At 65.0% G+C, this 21,748-nt stretch carries 16 protein-coding genes; 13 read left to right on the top strand and 3 right to left on the bottom strand.

What is annotated here, in order from left to right; genetic code table 11:
• The first annotated feature begins 121 nt into the window (after positions 1-121).
• From ACODTW_RS15675 to ACODTW_RS15640, 8 genes are all read left to right on the top strand, one after another.
• Positions 122-2,176, top strand: a complete 2,055-nt coding sequence (locus tag ACODTW_RS15675) for an alpha/beta hydrolase family protein (RefSeq protein ID WP_488946989.1) — start codon at positions 122-124, stop codon at positions 2,174-2,176.
• 170 nt (positions 2,177-2,346) lie between these two features.
• Positions 2,347-2,961: a glutathione S-transferase family protein gene (locus ACODTW_RS15670; protein WP_488946988.1), complete on the top strand. Its 615-nt coding sequence runs from the start codon at positions 2,347-2,349 to the stop codon at positions 2,959-2,961.
• 35 nt (positions 2,962-2,996) lie between these two features.
• A complete protein-coding gene (locus ACODTW_RS15665; protein ID WP_488946987.1) occupies positions 2,997-5,069 on the top strand; it encodes a 2Fe-2S iron-sulfur cluster-binding protein in 2,073 nt (690 codons plus the stop codon).
• 24 nt (positions 5,070-5,093) lie between these two features.
• On the top strand, positions 5,094-5,273 hold the full coding sequence (locus ACODTW_RS15660) for a hypothetical protein (protein ID WP_488946986.1): 180 nt from the start codon (positions 5,094-5,096) through the stop codon (positions 5,271-5,273).
• A gap of 24 nt (positions 5,274-5,297) precedes the next feature.
• Positions 5,298-6,188: a LysR family transcriptional regulator gene (locus tag ACODTW_RS15655; protein ID WP_488946985.1), complete on the top strand. Its 891-nt coding sequence runs from the start codon at positions 5,298-5,300 to the stop codon at positions 6,186-6,188.
• Between the two features lie 76 nt (positions 6,189-6,264).
• Positions 6,265-7,824, top strand: a complete 1,560-nt coding sequence (locus tag ACODTW_RS15650; protein ID WP_488946984.1) for a carboxylesterase/lipase family protein — start codon at positions 6,265-6,267, stop codon at positions 7,822-7,824.
• A 38-nt stretch (positions 7,825-7,862) separates the two neighbouring features.
• Positions 7,863-8,612, top strand: a complete 750-nt coding sequence (locus ACODTW_RS15645; RefSeq protein ID WP_488946983.1) for a helix-turn-helix transcriptional regulator — start codon at positions 7,863-7,865, stop codon at positions 8,610-8,612.
• Between the two features lie 71 nt (positions 8,613-8,683).
• Positions 8,684-9,604 (top strand): DMT family transporter, encoded by a 921-nt coding sequence (locus tag ACODTW_RS15640; RefSeq protein WP_488946981.1) that lies wholly within the window; start codon positions 8,684-8,686, stop codon positions 9,602-9,604.
• Between the two features lie 20 nt (positions 9,605-9,624).
• Here the strand turns inward: ACODTW_RS15640 and ACODTW_RS15635 are convergent, their stop codons facing one another.
• Complete coding sequence (locus ACODTW_RS15635) at positions 9,625-12,009, bottom strand: glucan 1,4-alpha-glucosidase (RefSeq protein WP_488946980.1); 2,385 nt, start codon at positions 12,007-12,009, stop codon at positions 9,625-9,627.
• A 161-nt stretch (positions 12,010-12,170) separates the two neighbouring features.
• The gene (locus ACODTW_RS15630) at positions 12,171-13,286 is read right to left on the bottom strand and encodes a hypothetical protein (RefSeq protein WP_488946979.1); all 1,116 of its coding nucleotides are present in this window, start codon (positions 13,284-13,286) and stop codon (positions 12,171-12,173) included.
• A 442-nt stretch (positions 13,287-13,728) separates the two neighbouring features.
• Here ACODTW_RS15630 and ACODTW_RS15625 point away from each other — a divergent pair, with 442 nt between their 5' ends.
• The 4 genes from ACODTW_RS15625 to ACODTW_RS15610 all read left to right on the top strand — a co-directional run bounded on the left by ACODTW_RS15625 (position 13,729) and on the right by ACODTW_RS15610 (position 18,286).
• Entirely contained in the window at positions 13,729-15,006 is a 1,278-nt protein-coding gene (locus tag ACODTW_RS15625) for a sugar MFS transporter (protein WP_488946978.1), read from the top strand.
• A 130-nt stretch (positions 15,007-15,136) separates the two neighbouring features.
• On the top strand, positions 15,137-16,225 hold the full coding sequence (locus tag ACODTW_RS15620; protein WP_488946976.1) for a LacI family DNA-binding transcriptional regulator: 1,089 nt from the start codon (positions 15,137-15,139) through the stop codon (positions 16,223-16,225).
• Between the two features lie 41 nt (positions 16,226-16,266).
• Complete coding sequence (locus ACODTW_RS15615) at positions 16,267-17,250, top strand: glucokinase (protein WP_488946975.1); 984 nt, start codon at positions 16,267-16,269, stop codon at positions 17,248-17,250.
• Positions 17,251-17,332: 82 nt separating this feature from the next.
• Positions 17,333-18,286 carry a D-glycero-alpha-D-manno-heptose-1,7-bisphosphate 7-phosphatase gene (locus ACODTW_RS15610; protein ID WP_488946974.1) on the top strand — a complete coding sequence of 318 codons (954 nt, stop codon included), beginning with the start codon at positions 17,333-17,335 and terminating at the stop codon, positions 18,284-18,286.
• Here ACODTW_RS15610 and ACODTW_RS15605 read toward each other — a convergent pair whose 3' ends face one another.
• A complete protein-coding gene (locus ACODTW_RS15605) occupies positions 18,287-19,459 on the bottom strand; it encodes a DUF3667 domain-containing protein (protein ID WP_488946973.1) in 1,173 nt (390 codons plus the stop codon).
• A 207-nt stretch (positions 19,460-19,666) separates the two neighbouring features.
• Between ACODTW_RS15605 and ACODTW_RS15600 the strand changes: the two genes are divergently transcribed.
• Positions 19,667-21,592 (top strand): outer membrane protein assembly factor BamB family protein, encoded by a 1,926-nt coding sequence (locus ACODTW_RS15600; protein ID WP_488946971.1) that lies wholly within the window; start codon positions 19,667-19,669, stop codon positions 21,590-21,592.
• Positions 21,593-21,748 lie beyond the last annotated feature (156 nt).

The raw sequence follows: 21,748 nt of genomic DNA, 5'->3' as shown, positions 1-21,748 counted from the left end.
CGTCAGCCATGGCCACGGCAGACACAATTGTCACCGCTTGGTAACGCATCTGTTACAGCCCTATCCGGCCTTCGGAACCGCTGGCATCCTTCCGCGCAAATCCGATTGAACGGAGGGATTAATGCGTTTCGGACACTGGGCCCGGGTCGGGCTTTTGTTGACGGTGTCGGCCATCGGACTGGCCGGCCCCGCAGCGGCACAGGACAGGAAGCCGATGTCGGCCGCCGACATGTGGGGGCTGAAACGGCTGGCCTCGCCCGTGCTGTCGCCCGACGGCCGCCAGGCCCTGGTCTCCATCTCCACCTACGACCTGAAGACGGACCAGCGCAACGCCGATCTGTACCTGTTCCCCGTCGATGGCGGCCCGTCGCGTCAGTTGACCACCGACCCCGCCCCGGAAGGCGAAGCAGTGTGGAGCCCGGATGGCAGGCTGATCGCCTTCAGCGCCAAGCGCGACGGCGACAAGGCCCCGCAGGTCTATGTCATTCCCGCCGACGGGGGCGAGGCGCGGCGCATCACCAACGTGCCCACCGGCGCGCGGTTGCCGAAATGGCTGCCCGACAATAAGGGCCTGACCTTCATGACCCGCGTCTGGCCGGAACTGCCGACCTGGGAAGAACAGGGCAAGCGCCTGAAGGATCGCGAAGACAGCAAGATGTCGGCGAAGGTCTGGGACAAGGCGCCCCTGGCCTATTTCGACCACTACCTGGACGACCGCCAGAACCATATCTATGTCACCGACATTGATGGGGCAGCGCCCAAGCCCGTGACCCTGAATTCCGGCGTGTCGGTGCAGTACAATGAGGGGCCGGCCCCCTATGACGTGTCGCCCGACGGCAAGGAGGTTGCCTTCACGGTGGATGTCGACAAGGTGGGTACCCATCCCAATGTCGATATCTTCACCCTGCCCATTGAGGGCGGCAAGCCCGTGGATATTACGGCCACCAACGTGACCGGCGGCGATACCGGCCCCACCTATTCGCCCGACGGCAAGTATCTGGCCTATCGCAAGCGCACGATCTACGGCTTCTATGGCGAGAATGCCAAGCTGATCGTCCGCGACCGCGCCACGGGTGCGGAACGCGACATCACGGCGGGGTTCGACCGGTCGGCCGACGGTATCGCCTGGGCATCCGACGGCAGCGCCATCTATGGCGCCGTGGATGATGCGGCCACGCAGCGCGTCTATCGCTATGACCCCAAGGGCAAGGAGAAGCCCCGGCGGATCACCAGCGAAGCGGGCGACGTCACCGACGTGGATGTTGCGGGCGGACGCATCATCGCCCTGCGCCAGTCGATCAGCGCACCGGCTGAGCTGGTCGCCGTCGACGCCAAGTCAGGCAAGGTCCGGCAGGTCTCCGCCGCCAACGACAAGGCGCTGACCGGGTTCGCCATGGGCAAGGTGGAAAGCGTCACCTATAAGGGCGCCAATGGCGACGATATCCAGATGTGGGTCGTCTATCCGCCCAATTTCGATCCGGCCAAGAAATATCCGTCGCTGATGCTGGTCCATGGCGGCCCGCACAATGCCATCACCGATGCCTTCTCCTATCGCTGGAACGCGCAGGTCTTCGCCGGCTGGGGCTATGTCGTCACCTGGCATAATTTCCACGGGTCCAGCGGCTTCGGCCAGGCCTTCACCGACAGCATCAACCCCGAATGGGGCGAGGTGCCGTATCAGGACACGATGAAGGCGGCCGAATGGCTGAAATCGAAGCCCTTCATCGACAAGGACCGCATAGCCGCGGCCGGCGCATCCTATGGCGGCTATCTGACAAGCTTCATCCTGGGCCGGGAACATCCGTTCAAGACCCTGGTCATCCACGCCGCGGTCTATAACCTCTATACCCAGTATGCGGCCGATTTCAGCGGCAGCCAGGCGCGGTTCAAGGAATTCTGGGAGGATCAGGATTTCATCGCCCGCAATTCCCCGCACATGCAGGCCGGCAATTTCAAGACGCCCACCCTGGTCATTCATGGCGAACAGGATCTGCGCGTGCCGATCAATCACGGGATCGAGCTGTTCAACACTTTGCAGCGCAAGGGCGTGGAAAGCCGGCTGGTCTATTTCCCCGACGAAAACCATTGGGTGCTGAAGCCGCAGAACAGCGTCTTCTGGTATGGGGAGGTGGAACGTTGGGTGAAAGCCCATGTGACGCCGGGGCCGGCGATGTGATGGCGGCGAAGGGCGGGATCGAAAGGTTCCGCCCTTTTTTGTCGGGCGGATTATTCCATCTGGCGTAATGATGAAGTGCTGACCAGACCAATTCACGTCAACACCCCCTTGGCACAATGTTCCCTGGCGGATCGGGAGCGTCCCGGTCCATCCGATCAGGAAACCAAGCCATGAAGCTCTATCATCATCCCCTTTCCGGCAACGCCCACCGCGCCCGGCTGTTCATCTCCCTGCTGGGTCTGCCGCACGAACTGATCGAGGTTGACCTGATGGCCGGCGCGCATAAGCGGCCGGAATTCCTGGCCCTGAACCCGTTCGGTCAGGTGCCGGTGCTGGACGATGATGGCACGATCATTCCGGATTCTCACGCCATCCTGATCTATCTGGCCAAGAAGCATGGCCGCAGCGACTGGCTGCCCACGGAGCCGGCGGCAGCCGCGGCCGTGCAGCGCTGGCTGTCGGTGGCGGCGGGCGAGCTGGCCTATGGCCCGGCGGCAGCCCGCCTGATCAATCTGTTCGGTGCCAAGCTGAACGCGGACGAGGTCATCGGCCGGGCGCATCTGCTGTTGAGCCGGCTGGAGGCGCATCTGACGGGCCGTGACTGGCTGGTCGGGACGGCCCCCTCCATCGCGGATGTGGCCCTCTATTCCTATCTGGCGCGCGCACCGGAAGGCAATGTCGACCTGTCTTCCTATCCGAACGTCAATGCCTTCCTGCGCCGCATCGAAGCGCTGCCGGGCTTTGTGCCGTTCGTCGCCTCGCCCGTGGGCCTGTCGGCAGCCTGACGGCGAACCCGCATCGTCGGATGATGGAGGGGATGATGGGTGACAAATCCATGGGCGCGCTGCCCGTGTGGCATGAGGGCGAGACGGCTATCCAGGAGAAGCTGGGCGTGGCCGCCCGCATGGCGGATGTCGGCCGGCGGGTGATCCGCGATCACATGCCCCAGCAGCACCGTGACTTCTTCGCCCAGATCCCCTTCATCGTGGCCGGCAGCGTCGATCCCCAGGGTGATGCCTGGGCCACGCTGCTGGCCGGCGGGGCGGGGTTCATCACCTCTCCCACCCCGACGCGGCTGGAGATCGAAGCCCGCCGCAGCGCTGACGATCCGGCCAGTGCCGGCATGGCGGCGGGCGATGCCATCGGCCTGCTGGGCATCGAACTGCACAGCCGCCGCCGCAATCGCGTCAACGGCATCCTGCGCCGGTCAACGGGCGGGCTGCTGAGGTTCGAGGTGGACCAGAGCTTCGGCAATTGCCCGCAATATATCCAGCTTCGCGACTTCCAGTTCGTCCGCGATCCGGCCAGCCCCTTCACGGGGGTGGTGCGCGAAAGCGACCATATCGACGATGCGGCCCGCGTCCTGATCGAAGCGGCCGACACGTTCTTCGTCGCTTCCTATGTCGACCGGGAGGAGCGCCGGCAGGTCGACGTCTCCCATCGCGGCGGCAAGACGGGCTTTGTCCGCGTGGCCGATGACGGCACGCTGACCATTCCGGACTTTGCCGGCAACCTGTTCTTCAACACGCTGGGCAACTTCCTGGTCAATGGCAAGGCTGGCCTGGTCTTCGTCGATTTTACGACCGGCGATATGCTGCAACTGACGGGCGACGCCCAGGTCATCCTGGAAGGGCCGGAGATCGCGGCTTTCCAAGGGGCGGAGCGGCTCTGGACCTTCCGCCCCCGTCGCGTGGTCCACCGGCCGGGCGCCCTGCCCCTGCGCTGGGCCTTCCGGGAACAGGGCTGGTCGCCCAATTCGCTGATGACGGGGGATTGGCAACAGGCGGCCGACCGGCTGCGCGCCGCCGACCTGTCCACGCGCTGGCGTCCGTTTACGGTGACGAAGATCGTGGCGGAAAGCCGAACCATCCGGTCCTTCCACCTGATGCCCGGCGACGGGGCGGGCCTGATCGCGCATGAGGCGGGCCAGCACCTGCCCATCCGGGTTACCGTGCCCGGCACCGACAGGCCCCTGATCCGCACCTACACCCTGTCGGTGGCCCCGTCGGACGGGTTCTATCGGATCAGCGTGAAGCGTGAAGGGCTGGTGTCACAGCATCTGCACGACCATGTCCGCGTCGGCGATGTGATTGAGGCACGGGCTCCGGCCGGGGCCTTCACAATCGATGCGGGGGAGAAACGGCCGGCCGTGCTGATGGCCGGCGGCGTCGGTATCACGCCGATGCTGGCCATGCTGCGCCATGTCGTCTGGGAGGGGCTGCGCACCCGCGCCATCCGGCCCACCATCCTGTTCCACGCTGCCCGCACCAAGGCGGAACGTCCCTTCGATGCGGAACTGGCGGCCCTGGTGGAAGCCGGGCGTGGCGCGGTGCGGGTGGTCCGGGTGCTGAGCGATATCACCGACGCCGTGGAAGGCGTTGATTATGACGTGGCCGGCCGCGTCGATGCCGCCCTGCTGACCCGGTATCTTTCCTTCAACGATTACGATTTCTATCTGTGCGGCCCGCCCGCCTTCACCCAGGCGCAATATGACGGGCTGCGCGGGCTGAATATCGCCGACAACCGTATCCATGCCGAAGCCTTCGGCCCCTCCTCCCTGACCCGGACGCGTGACGTCGCCGCCCCGGCCGTGCCGCAGCGCCCCGCGGCCACCGCACCCGTCCCCGTTGCCTTCACCCAGTCGGGCAAGGAGGCACGCTGGACCCCCGGTTCCGGCACGCTGCTGGAATTGGCCGAGGCGCGCGGCCTGTCCCCGGAATTCAGTTGCCGTTCGGGCACCTGCGGTTCCTGCAAGACCAAGCTGCTGTCCGGTGCCGTCACCTATGTGAAGGAACCCACGGCGGCGAGGGCGGCGGATGAGGTACTGATCTGCTGCGCCGTGCCCGCCGCAGCGCAGGGACCGGGCGAAGACCGGCTGCAACTGGCCCTGTAACCCATCCCTGCAAGGACTTGGATCATGAACCTTTCCCTGCCGGCCGGTCACATCGACCGGCCGATCGCCCCCCTGTGGCCCCGGCGATGGCTGCGGGCCGCGCTCATCACGGATGCCGGGAAGCCGCCATCCCCCGATTATTTGGCAGCCATTCTGGACGCCACCCCTTATACCAGTCCGGAGATTCTCCTGCGCATGTTGTAGGAGGGCGCGGACATGGGGAACGGGATGGATCGCTGGCACGTCATGCGCATCTTCGTGAAGGTCGCGGAAACCGCCAGCTTTGCCGAAGCCGCCCGCCAGTTGCACATGAGCCCGCCCGCCGTCACCCGTGCCATCGCCACGCTGGAGGAGACGATCGGCGCCCGGCTGTTTGTCCGCACGACCCGGTCGGTGAAACTGACAGAGGCGGGCAGCCGCTATTTCGAGGATTGCCGCCGCATCCTGGCCGATATTGTCGAGGCCGAGGCCGCGGCCGGCGGTTCCTATGCCACCCCGTCGGGCACCCTGGCCGTCACGGCATCGCTCTTGTTCGGGCAGATGCATGTGCTGCCCATCATCATGGAATATCTGGCACTTTACCCCACCATGGCGGTGCGCACCCTGTTCGTCGACCGGCAGGTGAACATCATCGAAGAAGGCATCGATGTCGCTGTCCGCATCGGCCACCTGCCCGACAGCGGATTCACCGCCATCCGGGTCGGCACCGTGCGCCGCGTCGTCTGCGGCGCGCCGGCCTATTTCGAAAAGCATGGCATGCCCGTAACCCCGGCCGATCTGCGCGACCACCGCATCGCCAGTTCCACCAGCGCCTGGGCGTCGCCTGACTGGCGGTTCGGCCAGGATCAGCGGGTGACCGTCCGCCCCACCCTGATGTGCAACACCAACGAGGCAGTGATCCGGGCCGCCATTGACGGCTGGGGACTGACGCGGGTGTTGCATTATCAAGTCGGTCCGGCCATCGCCGAGGGCCGGTTGCAGGTGGTGCTGGCCGAATATGAGGAAGACCCCCTGCCCATCCATGTCCTTTATCCCGAAGGCCGCCATGCCCCCGCCAAGGTCCGCGCCTTTGTCGACATGGCTGTGGCCCGGCTGCGGGCGAACCGGTTTCTGAATTAGGCGCTGGCGCCCAACTGGCGAATTGTGCCCGCCCCTGGTACCTTGCCCACACGAAAACCAACAAGGAAACCAAGGGATGAACGCCAGGGCTCTTCTCCTCCTCGCCATGTTAGCGGTACCGCTTGCGCAGGCCGCCGATGCCCCCCGGGTTCGCCTTGATGACGGCGCCCTGCGGGGCCACGCGGAAGACGGGGTGGAGAAATTCCTGGGTATTCCCTTTGCCGACCCACCCGTGGGCGTCATGCGCTGGTGGCCGCCGGCACCGCCGGCCCGCTGGCGTGGGGAGCGTGATGCCAGTCGCTATGGCGCCGACTGTGCGCAGAAGCCCTTCATCGGTGACGATGCGCCCTTGGCCACCACGCCGTCAGAGGATTGCCTGTTCGTCAATGTCTGGCGACCGGAAACTAAGGCGAAGAAGAAGCGGCCGGTCATGGTCTGGATCCATGGCGGCGGCTTCGTCAATGGCGGCACCTCGCCCGCCATTTATGACGGCGGCCCCATGGCGCGCAACGGCGATGTCATCGTGGTCAGCGCCAATCACCGGCTGGGCCGCTTCGGCTTCTTCGCCCACCCGGCCCTGACGGCGGAAGCCGCCGGCGGCCCCACCGCCAATTACGGTTTCATGGACCAGATCGCGGCCCTGATCTGGGTCCGGCAGAATATCGCCGCCTTCGGGGGCGACCCTGACAATGTGACCATCTTTGGAGAATCAGCCGGGGGCGTTTCCATCAACATGGTCCTGACCAGTCCGCTGGCGCGCGGCCTGTTCCACAAGGCCATCGTCATGTCGGGCGGTGCGCGCAACACGCTGCTGCCCAGCGTCTCCCTGGCGGAGGGGGAGGTGATCGGCCGCCGCTTCGCCGAAAACCAGGGCATCACCGATGTGGGCGCCGCCGGGCTGGCGGCGTTGCGGGCCCTGCCGGCGGAAAAGCTGGTGGGCAATCTGAATCTGGCCACCCTGAACGGCACGGCCGATTATTCCGGCCCCGTCTTCGAACCGCACCTGTTCGCGGCCGAGCCGCTGTCCCTGTTCCGGGCGGGCAAGGCCGCACCCGTGCCCGTGATGATCGGGGCCACCAGTGCGGATGGCTGGTACAGCGGCGGCAGTGTCGATGACATCCTGTCCGGCTTCGGCCCCCTGAAGGCAGAGGCGGCGCGCCTCTACAATCCGACCGGTGCCGATCCCGCCATCAAGGTCGGCCACCGCGTCACCGGCGATGCCCTGTTCCAGGAACCGGCCCGCGCCGCCGCCCGCGCCATCGCCGGCGGGGGCCAACCCGTCTATCTCTACCGCTTCGGCTATGTCGCGCAGGCCAAGCGCGACATCTGGGAGGGGACGGAACATGCCAAGGAACTGCCCTTCATCTTTGACAAGGTGATGTCGCGCTATGGCGCCCTGACCAGCCGGACCGATACCGACATGGCCAAACGCCTGCAGGCCTATTGGATCGCGTTTGCGAGGAAGGGCGTGCCGGCACCCAAGGGCGATCCGGCGGCCCCCCGCTTCGTGCCGGGCAAGGAACAGCTTATCACCTTCAGCAATGACGGCCCCCTTGTCGGGTCCGATCCGCTGGCGGCCCGCCTGGATGTGATGGAGCGGTTCCAGGACAGCCGGACAGGTGCGAAAGCGCCCTGAACCGGTTATCCTGTGTCCATCCGTCGACAGGAACCATCATGAAGTCGCGCGTCAGCATCGATGTCCGCAGCTATGGGACGGCCCACCCGGCGCACCGGCATGATTTCGCGCAACTGGTCCTGCCGATCAGCGGCATGCTGGAGATTGACATTGCCGGCATGGGCAGCCGCCTCAGCCCCTGCCGGGCCGCGTTCGTGGAGACGGGGTCCGACCATACGCAAAGGGGGGAGCAGCCCAACCGGTCCCTGATCGTCGATCTGGACCCGGCCCTGATGGAACCGGCCATGCATGAACGGCTGGCCCGCCGGCCGTTCATGCCACTGACACCGGCCGCCAACAAGCTAATCGACTATATGGGGCTGATGATCGGCAGCGGCGGGGTACAGGCGACCCATGTCGACCTGTGGACACCGCTGCTGCTGGACACGATCAGCCAGGGACCGATCCAGCCCCGGTCAAGGCTAGCCCCCCTGCTGGCCGGGATCGAACCAGCGATCGGGCAACCCTGGACGGCAGAGCGGATGGCGGACCGCGTCGGTGTCAGCACCAGTCGTCTGCACGCCCTGTTCCGCAGCGAACTGGACACCACGCCGCGCGCATGGCTGGCGGAATTGCGGCTGCGCAAGGCGTGCGAATGGCTGGCGCAGTCCGAGCTGTCCATTGCGGAGATCGCCTATCGCGCCGGCTTCGGTGACCAGAGCGCGCTGACTCGCGCCCTGCGCCGCGCCACGGGTCAGACCCCCGCCGCTTATCGGCGGCGGCAGCAGGAGACAATGCCTAAAGCATGAGAGACGGTGTCAAGACGGTCCCGACGGCGGCTGGCATGCTGCCCTGGACCGAATGACGCTATGTGATTGGCATGAACAGCAAATTCTTGGGCATTGGATGCGGCGTGCTGGCCGGTGCCCTGTGGGGGCTGGTCTTTCTGGCCCCCGAACTGGCACGGGATTTCAGCCCCCTGCAACTGGCTGCCGGGCGCTATGTCGCCTATGGGGTGATTGCCGCCGGGCTGCTACTGCCGCGCTGGCATATCCTGATTGCCAAGGTTGGAAGACGGGCCTGGATGTCCCTGTTCTGGCTCAGCCTGGCCGGCAACATCTTCTATTATCTGCTGCTGGCTTCGGCCGTGCAGTTGGGCGGCATGGCGATGACGTCCCTGGTCATCGGCTTCCTGCCGGTGGCCGTTACCATCATCGGCAGCCGCGATGCCGATGCGGCCCCCTTCCGCCGGCTGCTGCCGTCGCTGGTCATGGCCAGCGCCGGCATCCTGTGCATCGGTTATCAGTCGCTGGCCGGCGGCGATGCTGGCCGGGAAGGATCGGCCATCGGCCTGCTCTGCGCGGTGGGCGCGTTGGTTTCCTGGACGCTCTATGCGGTGGGCAACAGCCGCGCCCTGTCACGGGTGACGCATCTGTCCGCCCATGATTGGAGCCTGCTGACCGGCGTCGTGACGGGGGCGCAGGCGCTGCTGCTGGTTCCGGCGGCTTTCGCGCTGGAACAGCACAGCCAGACGGCGGAACAGTGGCTGCGTTTCGCCGGGGTAGTGGGCAGTGTCGCCCTGTTCGCCTCCATCATGGGCAATGCCCTGTGGAATCGGATGAGCCGGCTGCTGCCCCTGACGCTGGCCGGCCAGATGATCCTGTTCGAGACGCTGTTCGCCCTGCTTTACGGGTTCGTCTGGGAACAAAGATTGCCGACGGCGCTGGAACTGCTGGCCATCGGGCTGGTGACCGTCAGTGTCCTGACCTGTGTGTCGGCGCACAGGGCGGAACCGGCCTGAACCGGCCCCGCCCTTTACCCTTACTTTCCGTAACGGGCCGCCACCGGCGCGTACAGGTCCCAGACCTGCCGGTCACGGACGGACCGCAGCAGCTTCACATATTCGGCATGGCTCCAGGCCAGCGGTGTAGCGCTGTTGGTGCCTTCGCCCACCTCATAGCCCTTGGGCGCCTTGCCGACGCCGTCCCAGACCTGTTCGGGGATCATCAGCCCTTCATTGGCGAACTTCTCCATGGCCCGGACATAGGTCATGCGGATGCTGTCCAGTTCCGCCGGGGTGGCGCCGCCCGGCTTGGCGCTGGCGCGGGCCAGTTCATAATGGCCGCGTTCACCCGTGAAGATCGGCCAGACCCGGCCGCGCTGGCCCGTGCTCATCCCGCCTGTCAGCGGACCGACGCCGTAATTGCCGCCATTGTCCACATCCTCGCCATAGCCGTCATTGCCATAACGGCGCCATCCCGGATATTCGCGGGGATCGCCTTCGAATTTGAAGACATATTTCACGCGGTAATGTTCGTTGATGCCCATATCGTCCAGCTTGGGCAGGGTTTCCAGGATGCTGGAGGCATCGGGGCGGCGCACGCCATAGCGCACCAGTTCCAGGAACCCGGCATCCAGATAGGCATCTTCCTCGCCCGGCTCCTGCCCATTGCGCACACCCAGCGGGCCCTTGTCGTTGGGATCCTCGTTCTGGGTGATGCGCAGGAAATAGCGGCCGTCGCCATAACGGCCCTTGGTGGTGAACATCAGGCTTTCGATGCGGCCATTGATGCTGTCGGCAGCGGCGCGATAGGCCTTGGCGTCATCGCCCATGCCCAGCTTGTCCGCGATCTCCCCCGCCACGACCAGACCGGCAACGACGGCCGCGGTGGTGGAGGGCGAATAGCCGCCCTGTTCTTCCCAGCGTTCCTGCTGGGTCTTGGGCGGGGTGATGGTTTCCTTGTTCCAGTCCAGCCCGACCTTGCCGCCCTTGATCAGGAAATCGGCCGCCGGCTTCAGCAGGGTCGGGTACATGGCGCGCAGCTGCGCTTCCTCCAGCACCCCCGCCTGCCACAGCTTATAGCCCAGCATGATGGGCATCGCCGTCTGGTCCAGCTGCACACCCACCCATTCCGGCGTGCCATCGACATGGGATTTCTGCTGGAACCAGCCGGTGGCGCCCTTGTTGCCCTTGGTCGCTTCCGTGACCTGCACCGTCTTCAGGTAATTGAAGGCGGCCAGCGGCGTCTGGCTGTCGCCAAGCGCCAGAAGGGCCATGGCGCACTGATAGAAGTCGCGCGGCCAGACAGCCTTGTAGCCGGTGGCCAGCTTGGCCGCATCGACCGTGTCACCCCAGGGGGCGGACAGGGACGCGATCAGGGCGCCGGCAAAGCTCTTATCTTCCTGCGCCTTCAGCACCATGGCGCTGGCAAAGGCCAGACGGCCGCCATCGGTGGCCATGGCGGCCAGGTCCTTCAGGGGGTTCAGGCTGGCGACATAATCCTCCCAGCCCACGGTGGCGCCTTCGCCGTTGAACTTGGCCAAGGTGGCGGCGTAGCCGGCCTTCAGGCTGGCATCGGCGGCGGCACCGGCCGCAGCGGCATCGGGGCCGAAGGCGACGACGATGTCATGGGTGGCGGACTGGCCCTCGGACAGGGCCGGCAGCTCACCGGCCAGCGCCACATTGCCCGTCTTGGCCCCCGTCGTGTCATAGACGGCCAGCGCGCCATCGCGGCGCAGGCTGGTCAGCCCATCTGAGGCACCGACAAAACCGACGCTGGCCTTGGCAAAGGGCACCGACGCCTTGATGGTCAGGTGATGCGCCCCTTCAGTCGCGTTCAGCGTGCCGCCCCTGCTATCGGCCTTGTCGCCGACGCCCGTGCCGGCCATCTGCGGATCGGCCAGCAGCACAGGCGTGACCGTGCCCTTCAGCGCCCGAAAAATGGTGCGCACGAACAGCACATCGCGGTCGGGATCGGTGAAGATATGCTTTTCAATTTCGAACCGGCCCTGGCGGTCGCGGTTGACCATGCGATAGGCCAGCGACAGCGGCCGGCCAGCGGCATCGGTGTGCAGGTAGGAGACATGGGCGTCGGTATCGTCATATTCAGTGACGACATAGCCATCGCCCTTCATCGCGAATTGCAGTTCCCGCAACTGCGCCTCGTGGATCAGTCCCTGCATGGTTTCCGTCACCACGCCATGGGCCAGGGAGAACCAGACGCGCGACACAGGGCCCGTGGCCCCGCCATCCTGATAGCGACCCTGAACATAGGCCTCGTAGGAGGTGCCGATGCCCTGCTTGCCGGCATAGGACAGGGTGGGGGCGGTACCCGGCGCACCGGGGGCCGTCGCGGCCAGCGCGCTGCCGGCCAGCAGAGCCGAACCGAAGGCGGCGATAAGGGCGTTACGCGTGGTCCTGATCATGTCTCTCCCCAACCAACTGGATGTTATGCCGGCGCGCCAGGCGCCGTCGGTTGGGGACATTGATCCAGCATCCGGCCACTTGCCGCCGACTGAATACGTATGTTGTGCGCCGCAAAGCGCGCCTCAATACGTATGCGGCCGGCGGCAAGACCGGTGACCGGTTACTTTCCAGCCATATCCAGCACGTAGATCTGGCCCAGTTCGACGACCTGTCTGGCGGCCGCCATCTGGAAACCCAGCACAGCCTTGCCGGCCGCCACCTCCAGGTTGGACTGGGCCTTCACCTGATACAGTTTCCAGTCCTTGCCGATGGACAGCATATTGTCGCCAAAGCCCGTATAAGGCGGGCCATTCATCTGGATGCGAAGCCCCAGCTTGCCATTGCCGTCGGGCGTATCGGCCTCGACCGTACGCGCCCAGAAGGCGATGGTGATGGACTGGCCGGTGGTGATGGCCGGCAGCAGCGGCACCGACACGCCAATGGCGAACGCCTTCTCCTCCGCGGTGGGAGAGGTGACGCGCAGGGCGTAGCCGCCGCCCGTACCGGGTGTCGTCACCTTCGCATGGCTCTGGGTGCCATAGACGCCCCAATCCAGGCTGGCCGGATCGTTCAGCAGCGTGCCGGGCAGGCCTTCCGGCACGGGCATGCGGATCGCCACCGGCTGTGCGCCGCCGGCCGCCGCCGGCTTCATGCCCATATCCAGCACGAACAATTGCCCGATCTCGATCACCTGCTTGGCGGCCGCCATCTGGAAGCCTAGGGTCGCGTGGCCGGCCTCGATGGCCGTATTGGCCAGCACCTTGACCTCATGCAGCTTCCAGTCGGGACCGATGGACAGGATATTGTCCCCGAATCCGGACCAGGGCGGGCCGTCCATCTGGATACGCAGACCGACACGGCCATTGCCATCGGGCGTATCGGCCGACACGGCGCGCGCCCAAAACGCGATGGTGATGGCCTGCCCCGGCGCGACGCCGGCTTTCAGCGGTACATTGACACCGATATCATGCGCCGCGGCCGAAGCGCTGGGCGAGGTGACCTGCAACGCGGCCCCACCGCCAATGCCGGGCGTCTTCACCCGTTTATTCTTCTGCCCCTGCCCATACACCGACCAATCTATGCTGGTCGGGTCATTCATCAATTTGCCCGGCAGGGCCGCCTGCAGCGCCGCCAGCTCTGCCTCATTCGCAAAAGCTGCGGGTGCCTGACAAAGGATTATCGATCCCGCCAGCATGGCAAATGCCATGGCCGGGCGGGCCATTTTCCACAAACGCATGTTTCCTCCCGTTCCCCGTGACCGGGTATTGTTTGACAGCTTAGTTAATATCTCTCGGCGCAACCGGATCAATGAAAATGTGAGCGCTATCAATTTGGGATGGTCTTTGTCATGACCGATTTCATGTCTTCTCTGTCGGGAAAAGAACCAAATTCCATGTTAGCGCTGTCAATGATTGGAGCGTGCTGGCGGCACCGGGCCACCGGCGGCAGACCGGATGGAATGCGCTGGTCCTTCGATGATCTGGACCCGCGAAGGTGGACGGGGCCCGATCCTGGTCAGCGCCATCAGGGCCCGTTCATGAAATTACCCGAACCGACCTGCTTTTTCGTTGCATTGTTACGCATTTCGCGCAAAAAGTGACCGTTCCTACAATTCGGTGTCGACAGCGTTGTCAGTTTCTGCGACATGTCGGACAAAACCAATTCCATGGGAGGTCGCCTTGGCGCAGTCCGTTCCGAGTGCCGGCAAGGGTGGGGAAAGCACCTTTCCGGTAGCCAATAAGATGCTGCCCTTTACCTTCATGCTGTTCTTCATCGTCGGGTTCGTGACCGTGCTGGTCGACCCGCTGGTGGCGAAGTTCAAGGGCGCATTCAATCTCGGCTATGCCGAAGCGATGCTGACCCAGTTCTGCTATTTCCTGGCCTATTTCCTGATCTCTCTGCCGGCCAGCCGCGTGCTGGACCGCCTGGGCTATATCCGCGGCGCCATTGTCGGTTTCACCACTGTCGGGGTGGGCATCCTGTTGTTCATCCCCGCCATCGAGGTGGCGCAGTATGGGGTGTTCCTGGGGGCGCTGTTCATCATCGCCACCGGCGTGACCATGATCCAGGTGGTCATGAACCCGCTGGCGTCGGGCCTGGGCCCGGCGGAGTCGGCGCCGCAGCGCCTGACGCTGGCACAGGCGTTCAATTCCGTCGCCACCATGGTCGGCCCGCTGCTGGCCGGCTACATCATCTTCGACGCGGTGACGGAAGCGGGCGGTGCCACCACCGGGCCCGAGGCGCTGCGCGTGCTGGAAACGCCCTGCCTTGTCCTGGCCGGCATCATGTTCGCCATCGCCGCCCTGTTCTGGCTGCTGCGCGGCAATGAGAAGGTGCAGCGCCGGGAAACCGCGCACTGGCACATGCCGTCGCTGAAGGAAAATCCGCGCCTGGGCTTTGGTGCCCTGTGCATCTTCACCTATGTCGGCGGCGAGGTTGCCATCGGCAGCCTGATGATCAATTACCTGGGCCTGGACAGCACGCTGGGTCTGTCGGAAAGCGTCGCCACCCATTATCTGGCCTATTACTGGGGCGGTGCCATGGTCGGCCGCTTCGTCGGCTCCTATGTGATGACCAAGGTCGCGCCGTCGCGCGTGCTGGCCTTCTGCGCCACGGTTGCCGCCGGGCTGGCCGTCTTCTCCGCCCTGACCACGGGCCCCATCTCCGCCTATGCGGCGCTGGGCATCGGCCTGTTCAACTCCATCATGTTCCCGACCATCTTCTCGCTGGCCGTGAAGGACATGGATGACCAGACGCCGGCCGCGTCGGGCCTGCTGTGCCTGTCCATCGTCGGCGGCGCCCTGGTGCCCTATATCACGGGTGCCCTGGCCGACATGACCAACCTGCACTTCTCCCTGTTCGTGCCGATGATCTGCTACGCCACCATCATCGCCTTCGCCGTGCTGTGCACGAAGGGCGTGCTGGAGAACGGCGTCGGCCGCATCCGCAGCCGCTGATCCGGGTTACGCCGCCGGCCCACCGAAATCCGGGCGAAGGCGTGGGGTTTCATCCCCTGCCCTCGCCCATTTTGGTGGACCCGCGCGGCATTTGCGCTGACAATTCCACCGGTCCAACCGGGAGACACAAATGGCGCCGCCGCATCGCAAGCCGACGATCAACGACGTCGCGGCCCTGGCCGAGGTGTCGATCAAGACCGTCAGCCGCGTCATGAATAAGGAACCTAATGTCCGCGAGGTCGTGCGGCAGAAGGTGATGGCCGCGATCAGCCAACTGGGCTATCAGCCATCTCTGTCAGCGCGCAGCCTGGCCGGCGAACGGTCCTTCCTGATCGGCCATTTCTACGGCGATACCGGCGGCCAATATACCCACGATATCCAGCTGGGCATGCTGAACCGCTGCCGGGCTGCGGGCTATCACCTGCTGATCGAGGAAATCGCCTATAACGCCCCAGATGTGGAGGAGCGGGCGGCCGCCCTGGTCAACCAGGTGCGCATGGCCGGCGTCGTGCTGACCCCGCCCGTCACCGACAATCCCATTGTCCTGGGCGTGCTGCAACGCGCCGGCGTGCCCTATGTCCGCATCGCGCCCGACCGCGATATCGATACGTCGCCCATCGTCCGTATCGATGAATGGAAAGCCACGCGCGACCTGACGGAACATCTGATCGCGCTCGGCCATACGCGTATCGGCTTCATCAAGGGCAAGGCCCAGCACGCGGCCACCCGCCTGCGCTATGCCGGCTTCTGCGAGGCGCTGGCCGACCATGGTCTGGCCCCGCAACCGGACCTGATCGAAGTGGGCGAATTCAACTATACCTCCGCCCTGCCCGCAGCCCAGCGGCTGCTGGAGCGGGCCGACCGGCCGACGGCCATCCTGGCGTCGAACGACGAGATGGCGGCCGCCACCCTGGCCGTGGCCCATGGCATGGGCATCACCGTACCCCAGCAGCTTTCGGTCGTCGGCTTCGACGATATGCCCATTGCCAGTATGGTCTGGCCGCAACTGGTGACCATCCGCCAGCCTGTCATCCAGATGGCGGAAGCGGCGGCCGACATCCTGCTGGAACTGATCAAGCGCAAGGATGCTGGCGTCTGGGAAAACCCGATGCCGCATCGCCAGCTGGATCATGCCCTGATCATCCGTGGTTCTACCGGCCCGGCACCCGATCTGACGACGGGTGCCAAGCTGCGCCCTGTGCGCAGCGCCGGCGGCTGACCACCCCTTCCTGCCAAACCGTCCCGCCCTGGAACGAGATCATGACCAACGGCACCGCCCCTTTCCTGATCGCCGATATCGGCGGCACCAATGCCCGCTTCGCCCTGGTGGGGGCGACCGGCGAGCCCTTCAATGAACAGGTGTTGCGCTGCGCTGATTATCCGACGCTGCAGGACGCCGCCATCGCCTATCTGACGGCGCATGATCTGGTCGGCAAGATCCAGACAGCGACCTTCGCCGTGGCGTCGCCCATCACGGGTGATCTGGTGCGCATGACCAATCTGGCCTGGGAATTCTCCATCAAGGCCGTGGGCCAGGATCTGGGGCTGGCCCGACTGGACGTGATCAATGATTTCACGGCGGTCGCCCTGGGCATCCCCGAGCTGACCCCGGACGATTACACCCAGATCGGCGAAGGTGAGCCGGTGGCGGGCTCCCCCATCGCGGTGCTGGGGCCGGGCAGCGGCCTGGGCGTCTCCGCCCTGGTCCCTATCGACGGCCAGAGCCATTACACGGCGCTGGCCACGGAAGGCGGCCATGTCACCATGGCCCCGGTCAGCGACCGCGAAAGTGCTGTCCTGGCCCAGTTGCGCAAGCAGTTCGAACATGTGTCGGCCGAGCGGCTGGTCTGTGGTCCCGGTCTGGTGAACCTGTATGACACGCTGGCCTTCCTGGACGGGGTGGAGGCGGAGAAGCTGACGGCGGCCGAAATCTCTGAACGCGCCATCGCCAGGCGGGACGCCGTCTGTGTGGAAGCCTTGGACATGTTCTGCGCCATGTTGGGCACGGTGGCCGGCAATCTGGCCCTGTCGCTGGGATCGCGCGGCGGCGTCTACATCGCCGGCGGCATCATCCCGCGTTTCCTGTCCTGGTTCGCCCACAGCCGCTTCCGCAAGCGTTTCGTGGAAAAGGGCCGGATGCGGGCCTTTCTGGGGCCCATCCCGACCTATGTCGTTACCCACCCCTATCCGGCATTCCTGGGGCTTTCCGCCCATGTCCGCCGGGTTGGTCGCGGTGGCCTGTAACGGCAGGCCGTGACACGAGGCGTGTCGAACGGGTAGATTGCGCTCGCCCCGTGGTTGTGCGGGGCGAGGCAAGGGAGCGGCGATGCAGCCGACCGTGAGACAGGTCGTGATCGTACCCGGCAGCCAATGGGCACCGGGCACGGTACGCGCGCAGTTGGCGGAATTCGAACGTCAAGGGTTCGACGACCTGCTGATTCTGGCGGAAAATGGGTTCGCCAGCCTGGATGGGTGCCGGCTGGGCCGTGCTTGTCTGCGTGTGCTGCCCTTCACCGACCTGTCGCGGGCCCTGCCCTGGCTCCAGCATCGTTTCCTGCTACACACGGGATTACAGGCCGTCGACGCCAATTTCAGGGCCATGGCCCTTGGCGGCGACGCCATGCTGGTGACAGCCGACGAAGGGCGCCCGTCGGGCATTGCCCTGCTGTCCAGGAATCTGCTGCTGACGACGGATTCCAGCCTGATGGATGGCGGGTTGGAACTGTTGGCCTCGGCCCGCGCCGTCCTGCCGCCGGCAGCCGCCGAACGGTTGTCGCGGCGGCCGGCCGTGTTCCTGGACCGTGACGGCGTCTTGAACCAGGATACGGGCTATGTCGGACGACGGGACCAGCTGGAATGGCTGCCCGACATGGTTACGGCCGTGCGGCGGATCAATGATGCCGGCTATCGTGCTGTTGTCATCACCAATCAGGCCGGGGTGGGGCGCGGTTTCTATACCGAAGACGATGTGCGCACCATCCATGGCCTGATGGAAGACCATCTGGCGGCATCCGGGGCCTATATCGACCGATTCTATTATTGTCCCTACCACCCCGACGCCGTGCTGCCCGCCTATCGGGCCCCACACCCGGAACGCAAACCGGGTTCCCATATGGTGCTGCGGGCAGCGGCGGAGATGGAAATCGACCTTTCCGCCTCCGCCATGATCGGCGACCGCAACAGCGACATGGAATGCGCTGAAGGCGCCAGCATACGCGGCATCATGATCCAGGGCGATGACATCCTGCAAGCCGTCGCCACCGCGCTGTCTCCCGACTGATCAGCCCGCCACACCCATCGAGATAATGAAAATGACGAAGGTGGTGCTGGTCATCAAGGTGATGAACAGCAGCGCCACGGTACGCCACAGGGCGGAGAAATTGCTCAGCCGGTAAGTGCCCCGAAGCTGAAAGAACATATGCACAGGTGGCGCGAACACGATCAGTGACCCGATCAAACCATCCGAGTTGTTCGTAAACTTGATCAACAGCGAGATGATGATGAAAAGCAGCGACATGAAGGAAAGCGAATAAAGCGAGAAGATGGCATGGTCATACATGGCCACATCCCGTTTCCAGAAGAACAGAAGCCACAAGAACGGCAGGGATATCGGGATCAGAAGCCAGGAAAACTTATAGGCCGTGTTCTGCATCTTGTAGAGCAGTAGCTCGGGATTTTTCAGCTTTTTCTTGATCTTCGCCTCCAGCTCCGGCGAGCCGAAATTGAAGTTAAGGTTCTGATCAATGTTCCCGGCCAGCAGTTCCGGCAGGGTGGAGTTGGCCTCCGCCGTCACCGTCGCTGGCTTGCCCCCGACCCCTTCCTTCACGGCCGCCCCCGCCGCCTCCAGCGTCGCCTTGTAGGTGTCCAGCGCCAGTTGCGCCTTCTCCACCTGTCTGGCCGATCTGTCGCGCTGCTTTTCCAGCGACCGGGTCGGATCGCCCGTCGCCACGGCGGCGGCCAGCTCACCTTCGGCAGAGACCAGATCGTCCTTCGCCTCCTGCAGCCCTTCCTGCAAATGCGCCAGCGCCGCCGCCTGATCCGTCGGGGGAATGGTGACAGGCACCTGGGCAGCACCGCCCAGCAGCGAGAAGACCATGAACATCATGAACACAGTGAACAGGAACATGGCCATGGGCGTGACATAGCGCGCACGATGGCCGTGAATATAATCATAGGTCAACTTGCCGGGTCGGAACATCAGCATGGGCAGGGTGCGCCACGCCTTGCTGTCGAAATGCAGGATGCCGTGGAAAAACTCCTCCACGATATGCAGCATGGACCGGTGCAGATGCCCGTGCTGCCCGCAGGCATGGCAGAAGCGGCCCTTCAACTCCGCTCCGCAATTGGCACAGGCGCCATGTGCATGCCCGCCCTGGCCATGTTCACCCTCGATGGCAGACGCGACCAGTCCCGCCGTCGCCATGGCGCCAACCGATTCAATCCCGTCGCTCATGCATCCCCCCAAGACCGAAGCGCGGGTGCAGCGTGCCAGGGTCATGGGGGCGAGATCAAGCCGTTCCGTCTTCCAACCCGTTGACATCGCCACATAATCACGGGGCGAATGGCTTGATGACCACACCGCATGCAGATAACGTCATTTACGTATATTTTTAATGTGATATTTGTACACATAAATATAATCACCCAATGGGGAGGAACCATGACATCGCAATTCGGGCGTTGGGGGGCGGTGCTGGCGGGCTTGCTGGTCGCGCAGTGCCTGTCGGGCGCGCTGGCCGCACCGCCGGGTGGGGAAACGGTCCGGTCGACCGACCAGTTCCAGAGCGGCCGCGACGGCTTCGCCAACCCCGAACTGATGCCGGGGGCGGCACTGTACAAGGACAATTGCGCCGCCTGCCACCAGGGGGCCGTCTATAAGGCGCCGCACCGCACCTGGCTGGAGATGATGACGCCGGGTATGCTGTACACGGCCATGACCGACGGCATGATGCAGACCCAGGCGGCGCATCTGAACCCCCAGGAACGGCGCGACATTGCCGAATATCTGACGCGGCAGAAGCTGGACCTGACGGCGAAGGAGCCGGAGCCGCCGCGCTGCACGGGCAAGGCGGCGGCTTTCGACCTGTCGCGCCCGCCAGCACCCGTGGGCTGGGGGCATGACACATCGCGTTTCGTGCCGGCCAGCACAGCCGGGTTGACGGCGGCCGAGGTGCCGACGCTGCGGTTGAAATGGGCGTTTGCCTTCCCCAACACCCTGCGCGCCCGGTCACAGCCGGCCATCGGCATGGGGGCCGTGTTCGTGGGTAGCAAGGACGGCACCGTCTATGCCTTCGACCTGGACAGCGGCTGTGTACGCTGGACCTACCGCGCCGGAGCCGAAGTGCGGACGGCCATCGTGCTGGAAAGCTGGCCGGCGGGACAGACCCCACCCGCCCATCCCAGGCTTTATTTCGGGGACGTACTGGCCCGCGCCTATGCGCTGGACGCCACCACAGGTCAGGAGATCTGGGCGCGCAAGGTGGATGACCATTCCAACGCCACCATCACCGGCAGCCCGGCGCTTCATGGCAACCGGCTCTATGTTCCCGTCTCCTCACTGGAAGTGACGGCGGCGGCCGATCCCGCCTATGCCTGCTGCACCTTCCGCGGCGCCGTTGCCGCGCTGGACACGGAAACGGGCGAGACCGTGTGGAAAAGCCATACGATCCCCGACGAGCCGGCGGAAAAGGGGCGAACAGCCGCCGGCACGCCCATTCTGGGCCCGTCCGGGGCACCGGTCTGGAACAGCCCGGCCGTGGATGCGGCGCGCGGCCTGATCTATGTCGGATCGGGGGAGAATTATTCCACACCCGCCGATGGCAACAGCGATTCCGTCATGGCCTTTGACCTGCAAACGGGTCAGCGCCGCTGGCATACGCAGACGACGGCCAGGGACGCCTGGAATGTGGCCTGCATGATGGGCGACAATCCCAATTGCCCCGTCGAACATGGTCCCGACCTGGATTACGCCGCCTCCCCCATCCTGATACGGCTGGCCGATGGCGGGCAGATCATCGCGGGCGGGCAGAAAAGCGGCGCCGTGCATGGTTTCGATCCCGATACGGGTCGGCTGCGCTGGTCGCTGAAACTGGGGCGCGGCGGGGTGCAGGGGGGCGTGCATTTCGGCATGGCCGCGGAAGGCCAGCGCCTTTATGTCCCCCTCTATGACATGGAAAATGCCCGCGATGGCAAAAAGGTGACGGAACCGGCGCGACCCGGCCTGTACGCCGTGGACGCTGCGAACGGCCAATTGCTGTGGAGTCATCCGGCCCAGGATGTCTGCGGGGGCCGGGAATTCTGCGATCCCGGCATCACGGCCGCCATCACGGCCATGCCGGGCGTGGTCTTTGCCGGCCATTCCGATGGCTGGGTCCGCGCCTATGACGGGGCGACGGGGAACATCGTCTGGTCCTTTGACACGACCCGGCCGGTGATGGGCGTCAACGGGGCGGAAGCCAAGGGCGGGTCGATGAGCGGACCGGGCCCCGCCATCGGCGACGGGCATGTGGTGCTGAATTCCGGCTATGGGCTTTATTTCAAGATGCCGGGCAACGCCCTGCTGGTCTTCGCACCGGCCGGCCACTGACTATTCATGCCGGTACCGGAATAAATTATAATGCCAATCTCCCTTGATCGTGACCGATCAAGGGAGATTTCGTGCTCCCTCAATCGCCGAGCGCCCGCATCCGCGGGCTTGGCTTGGCGAGCGCACGAGCGCCGGGCCGGCGGGAGCATGCCTGCA

The organism is Niveispirillum sp. FG148 (genome assembly GCF_057809655.1).
Note: the sequence above shows the minus strand (reverse complement) of the source record. Positions and strands in the feature narration are given on the sequence as shown.

What these genes read in the sequence shown, in the direction of transcription:
- ACODTW_RS15640 (WP_488946981.1), top strand. Translation starts at nt 8,684, where the DNA reads ATGAACAGCAAATTCTTGGGCATTGGATGCGGCGTGCTGGCCGGTGCC.
- ACODTW_RS15665 (WP_488946987.1), top strand. Translation starts at nt 2,997, where the DNA reads ATGGGTGACAAATCCATGGGCGCGCTGCCCGTGTGGCATGAGGGCGAG.
- ACODTW_RS15620 (WP_488946976.1), top strand. Translation starts at nt 15,137, where the DNA reads ATGGCGCCGCCGCATCGCAAGCCGACGATCAACGACGTCGCGGCCCTG.
- ACODTW_RS15655 (WP_488946985.1), top strand. Translation starts at nt 5,298, where the DNA reads ATGGATCGCTGGCACGTCATGCGCATCTTCGTGAAGGTCGCGGAAACC.
- ACODTW_RS15670 (WP_488946988.1), top strand. Translation starts at nt 2,347, where the DNA reads ATGAAGCTCTATCATCATCCCCTTTCCGGCAACGCCCACCGCGCCCGG.
- ACODTW_RS15675 (WP_488946989.1), top strand. Translation starts at nt 122, where the DNA reads ATGCGTTTCGGACACTGGGCCCGGGTCGGGCTTTTGTTGACGGTGTCG.
- ACODTW_RS15615 (WP_488946975.1), top strand. Translation starts at nt 16,267, where the DNA reads ATGACCAACGGCACCGCCCCTTTCCTGATCGCCGATATCGGCGGCACC.
- ACODTW_RS15605 (WP_488946973.1), bottom strand. Translation starts at nt 19,459, where the DNA reads ATGAGCGACGGGATTGAATCGGTTGGCGCCATGGCGACGGCGGGACTG.
- ACODTW_RS15635 (WP_488946980.1), bottom strand. Translation starts at nt 12,009, where the DNA reads ATGATCAGGACCACGCGTAACGCCCTTATCGCCGCCTTCGGTTCGGCT.
- ACODTW_RS15650 (WP_488946984.1), top strand. Translation starts at nt 6,265, where the DNA reads ATGAACGCCAGGGCTCTTCTCCTCCTCGCCATGTTAGCGGTACCGCTT.
- ACODTW_RS15645 (WP_488946983.1), top strand. Translation starts at nt 7,863, where the DNA reads ATGAAGTCGCGCGTCAGCATCGATGTCCGCAGCTATGGGACGGCCCAC.
- ACODTW_RS15600 (WP_488946971.1), top strand. Translation starts at nt 19,667, where the DNA reads ATGACATCGCAATTCGGGCGTTGGGGGGCGGTGCTGGCGGGCTTGCTG.
- ACODTW_RS15660 (WP_488946986.1), top strand. Translation starts at nt 5,094, where the DNA reads ATGAACCTTTCCCTGCCGGCCGGTCACATCGACCGGCCGATCGCCCCC.
- ACODTW_RS15630 (WP_488946979.1), bottom strand. Translation starts at nt 13,286, where the DNA reads ATGCGTTTGTGGAAAATGGCCCGCCCGGCCATGGCATTTGCCATGCTG.
- ACODTW_RS15610 (WP_488946974.1), top strand. Translation starts at nt 17,333, where the DNA reads ATGCAGCCGACCGTGAGACAGGTCGTGATCGTACCCGGCAGCCAATGG.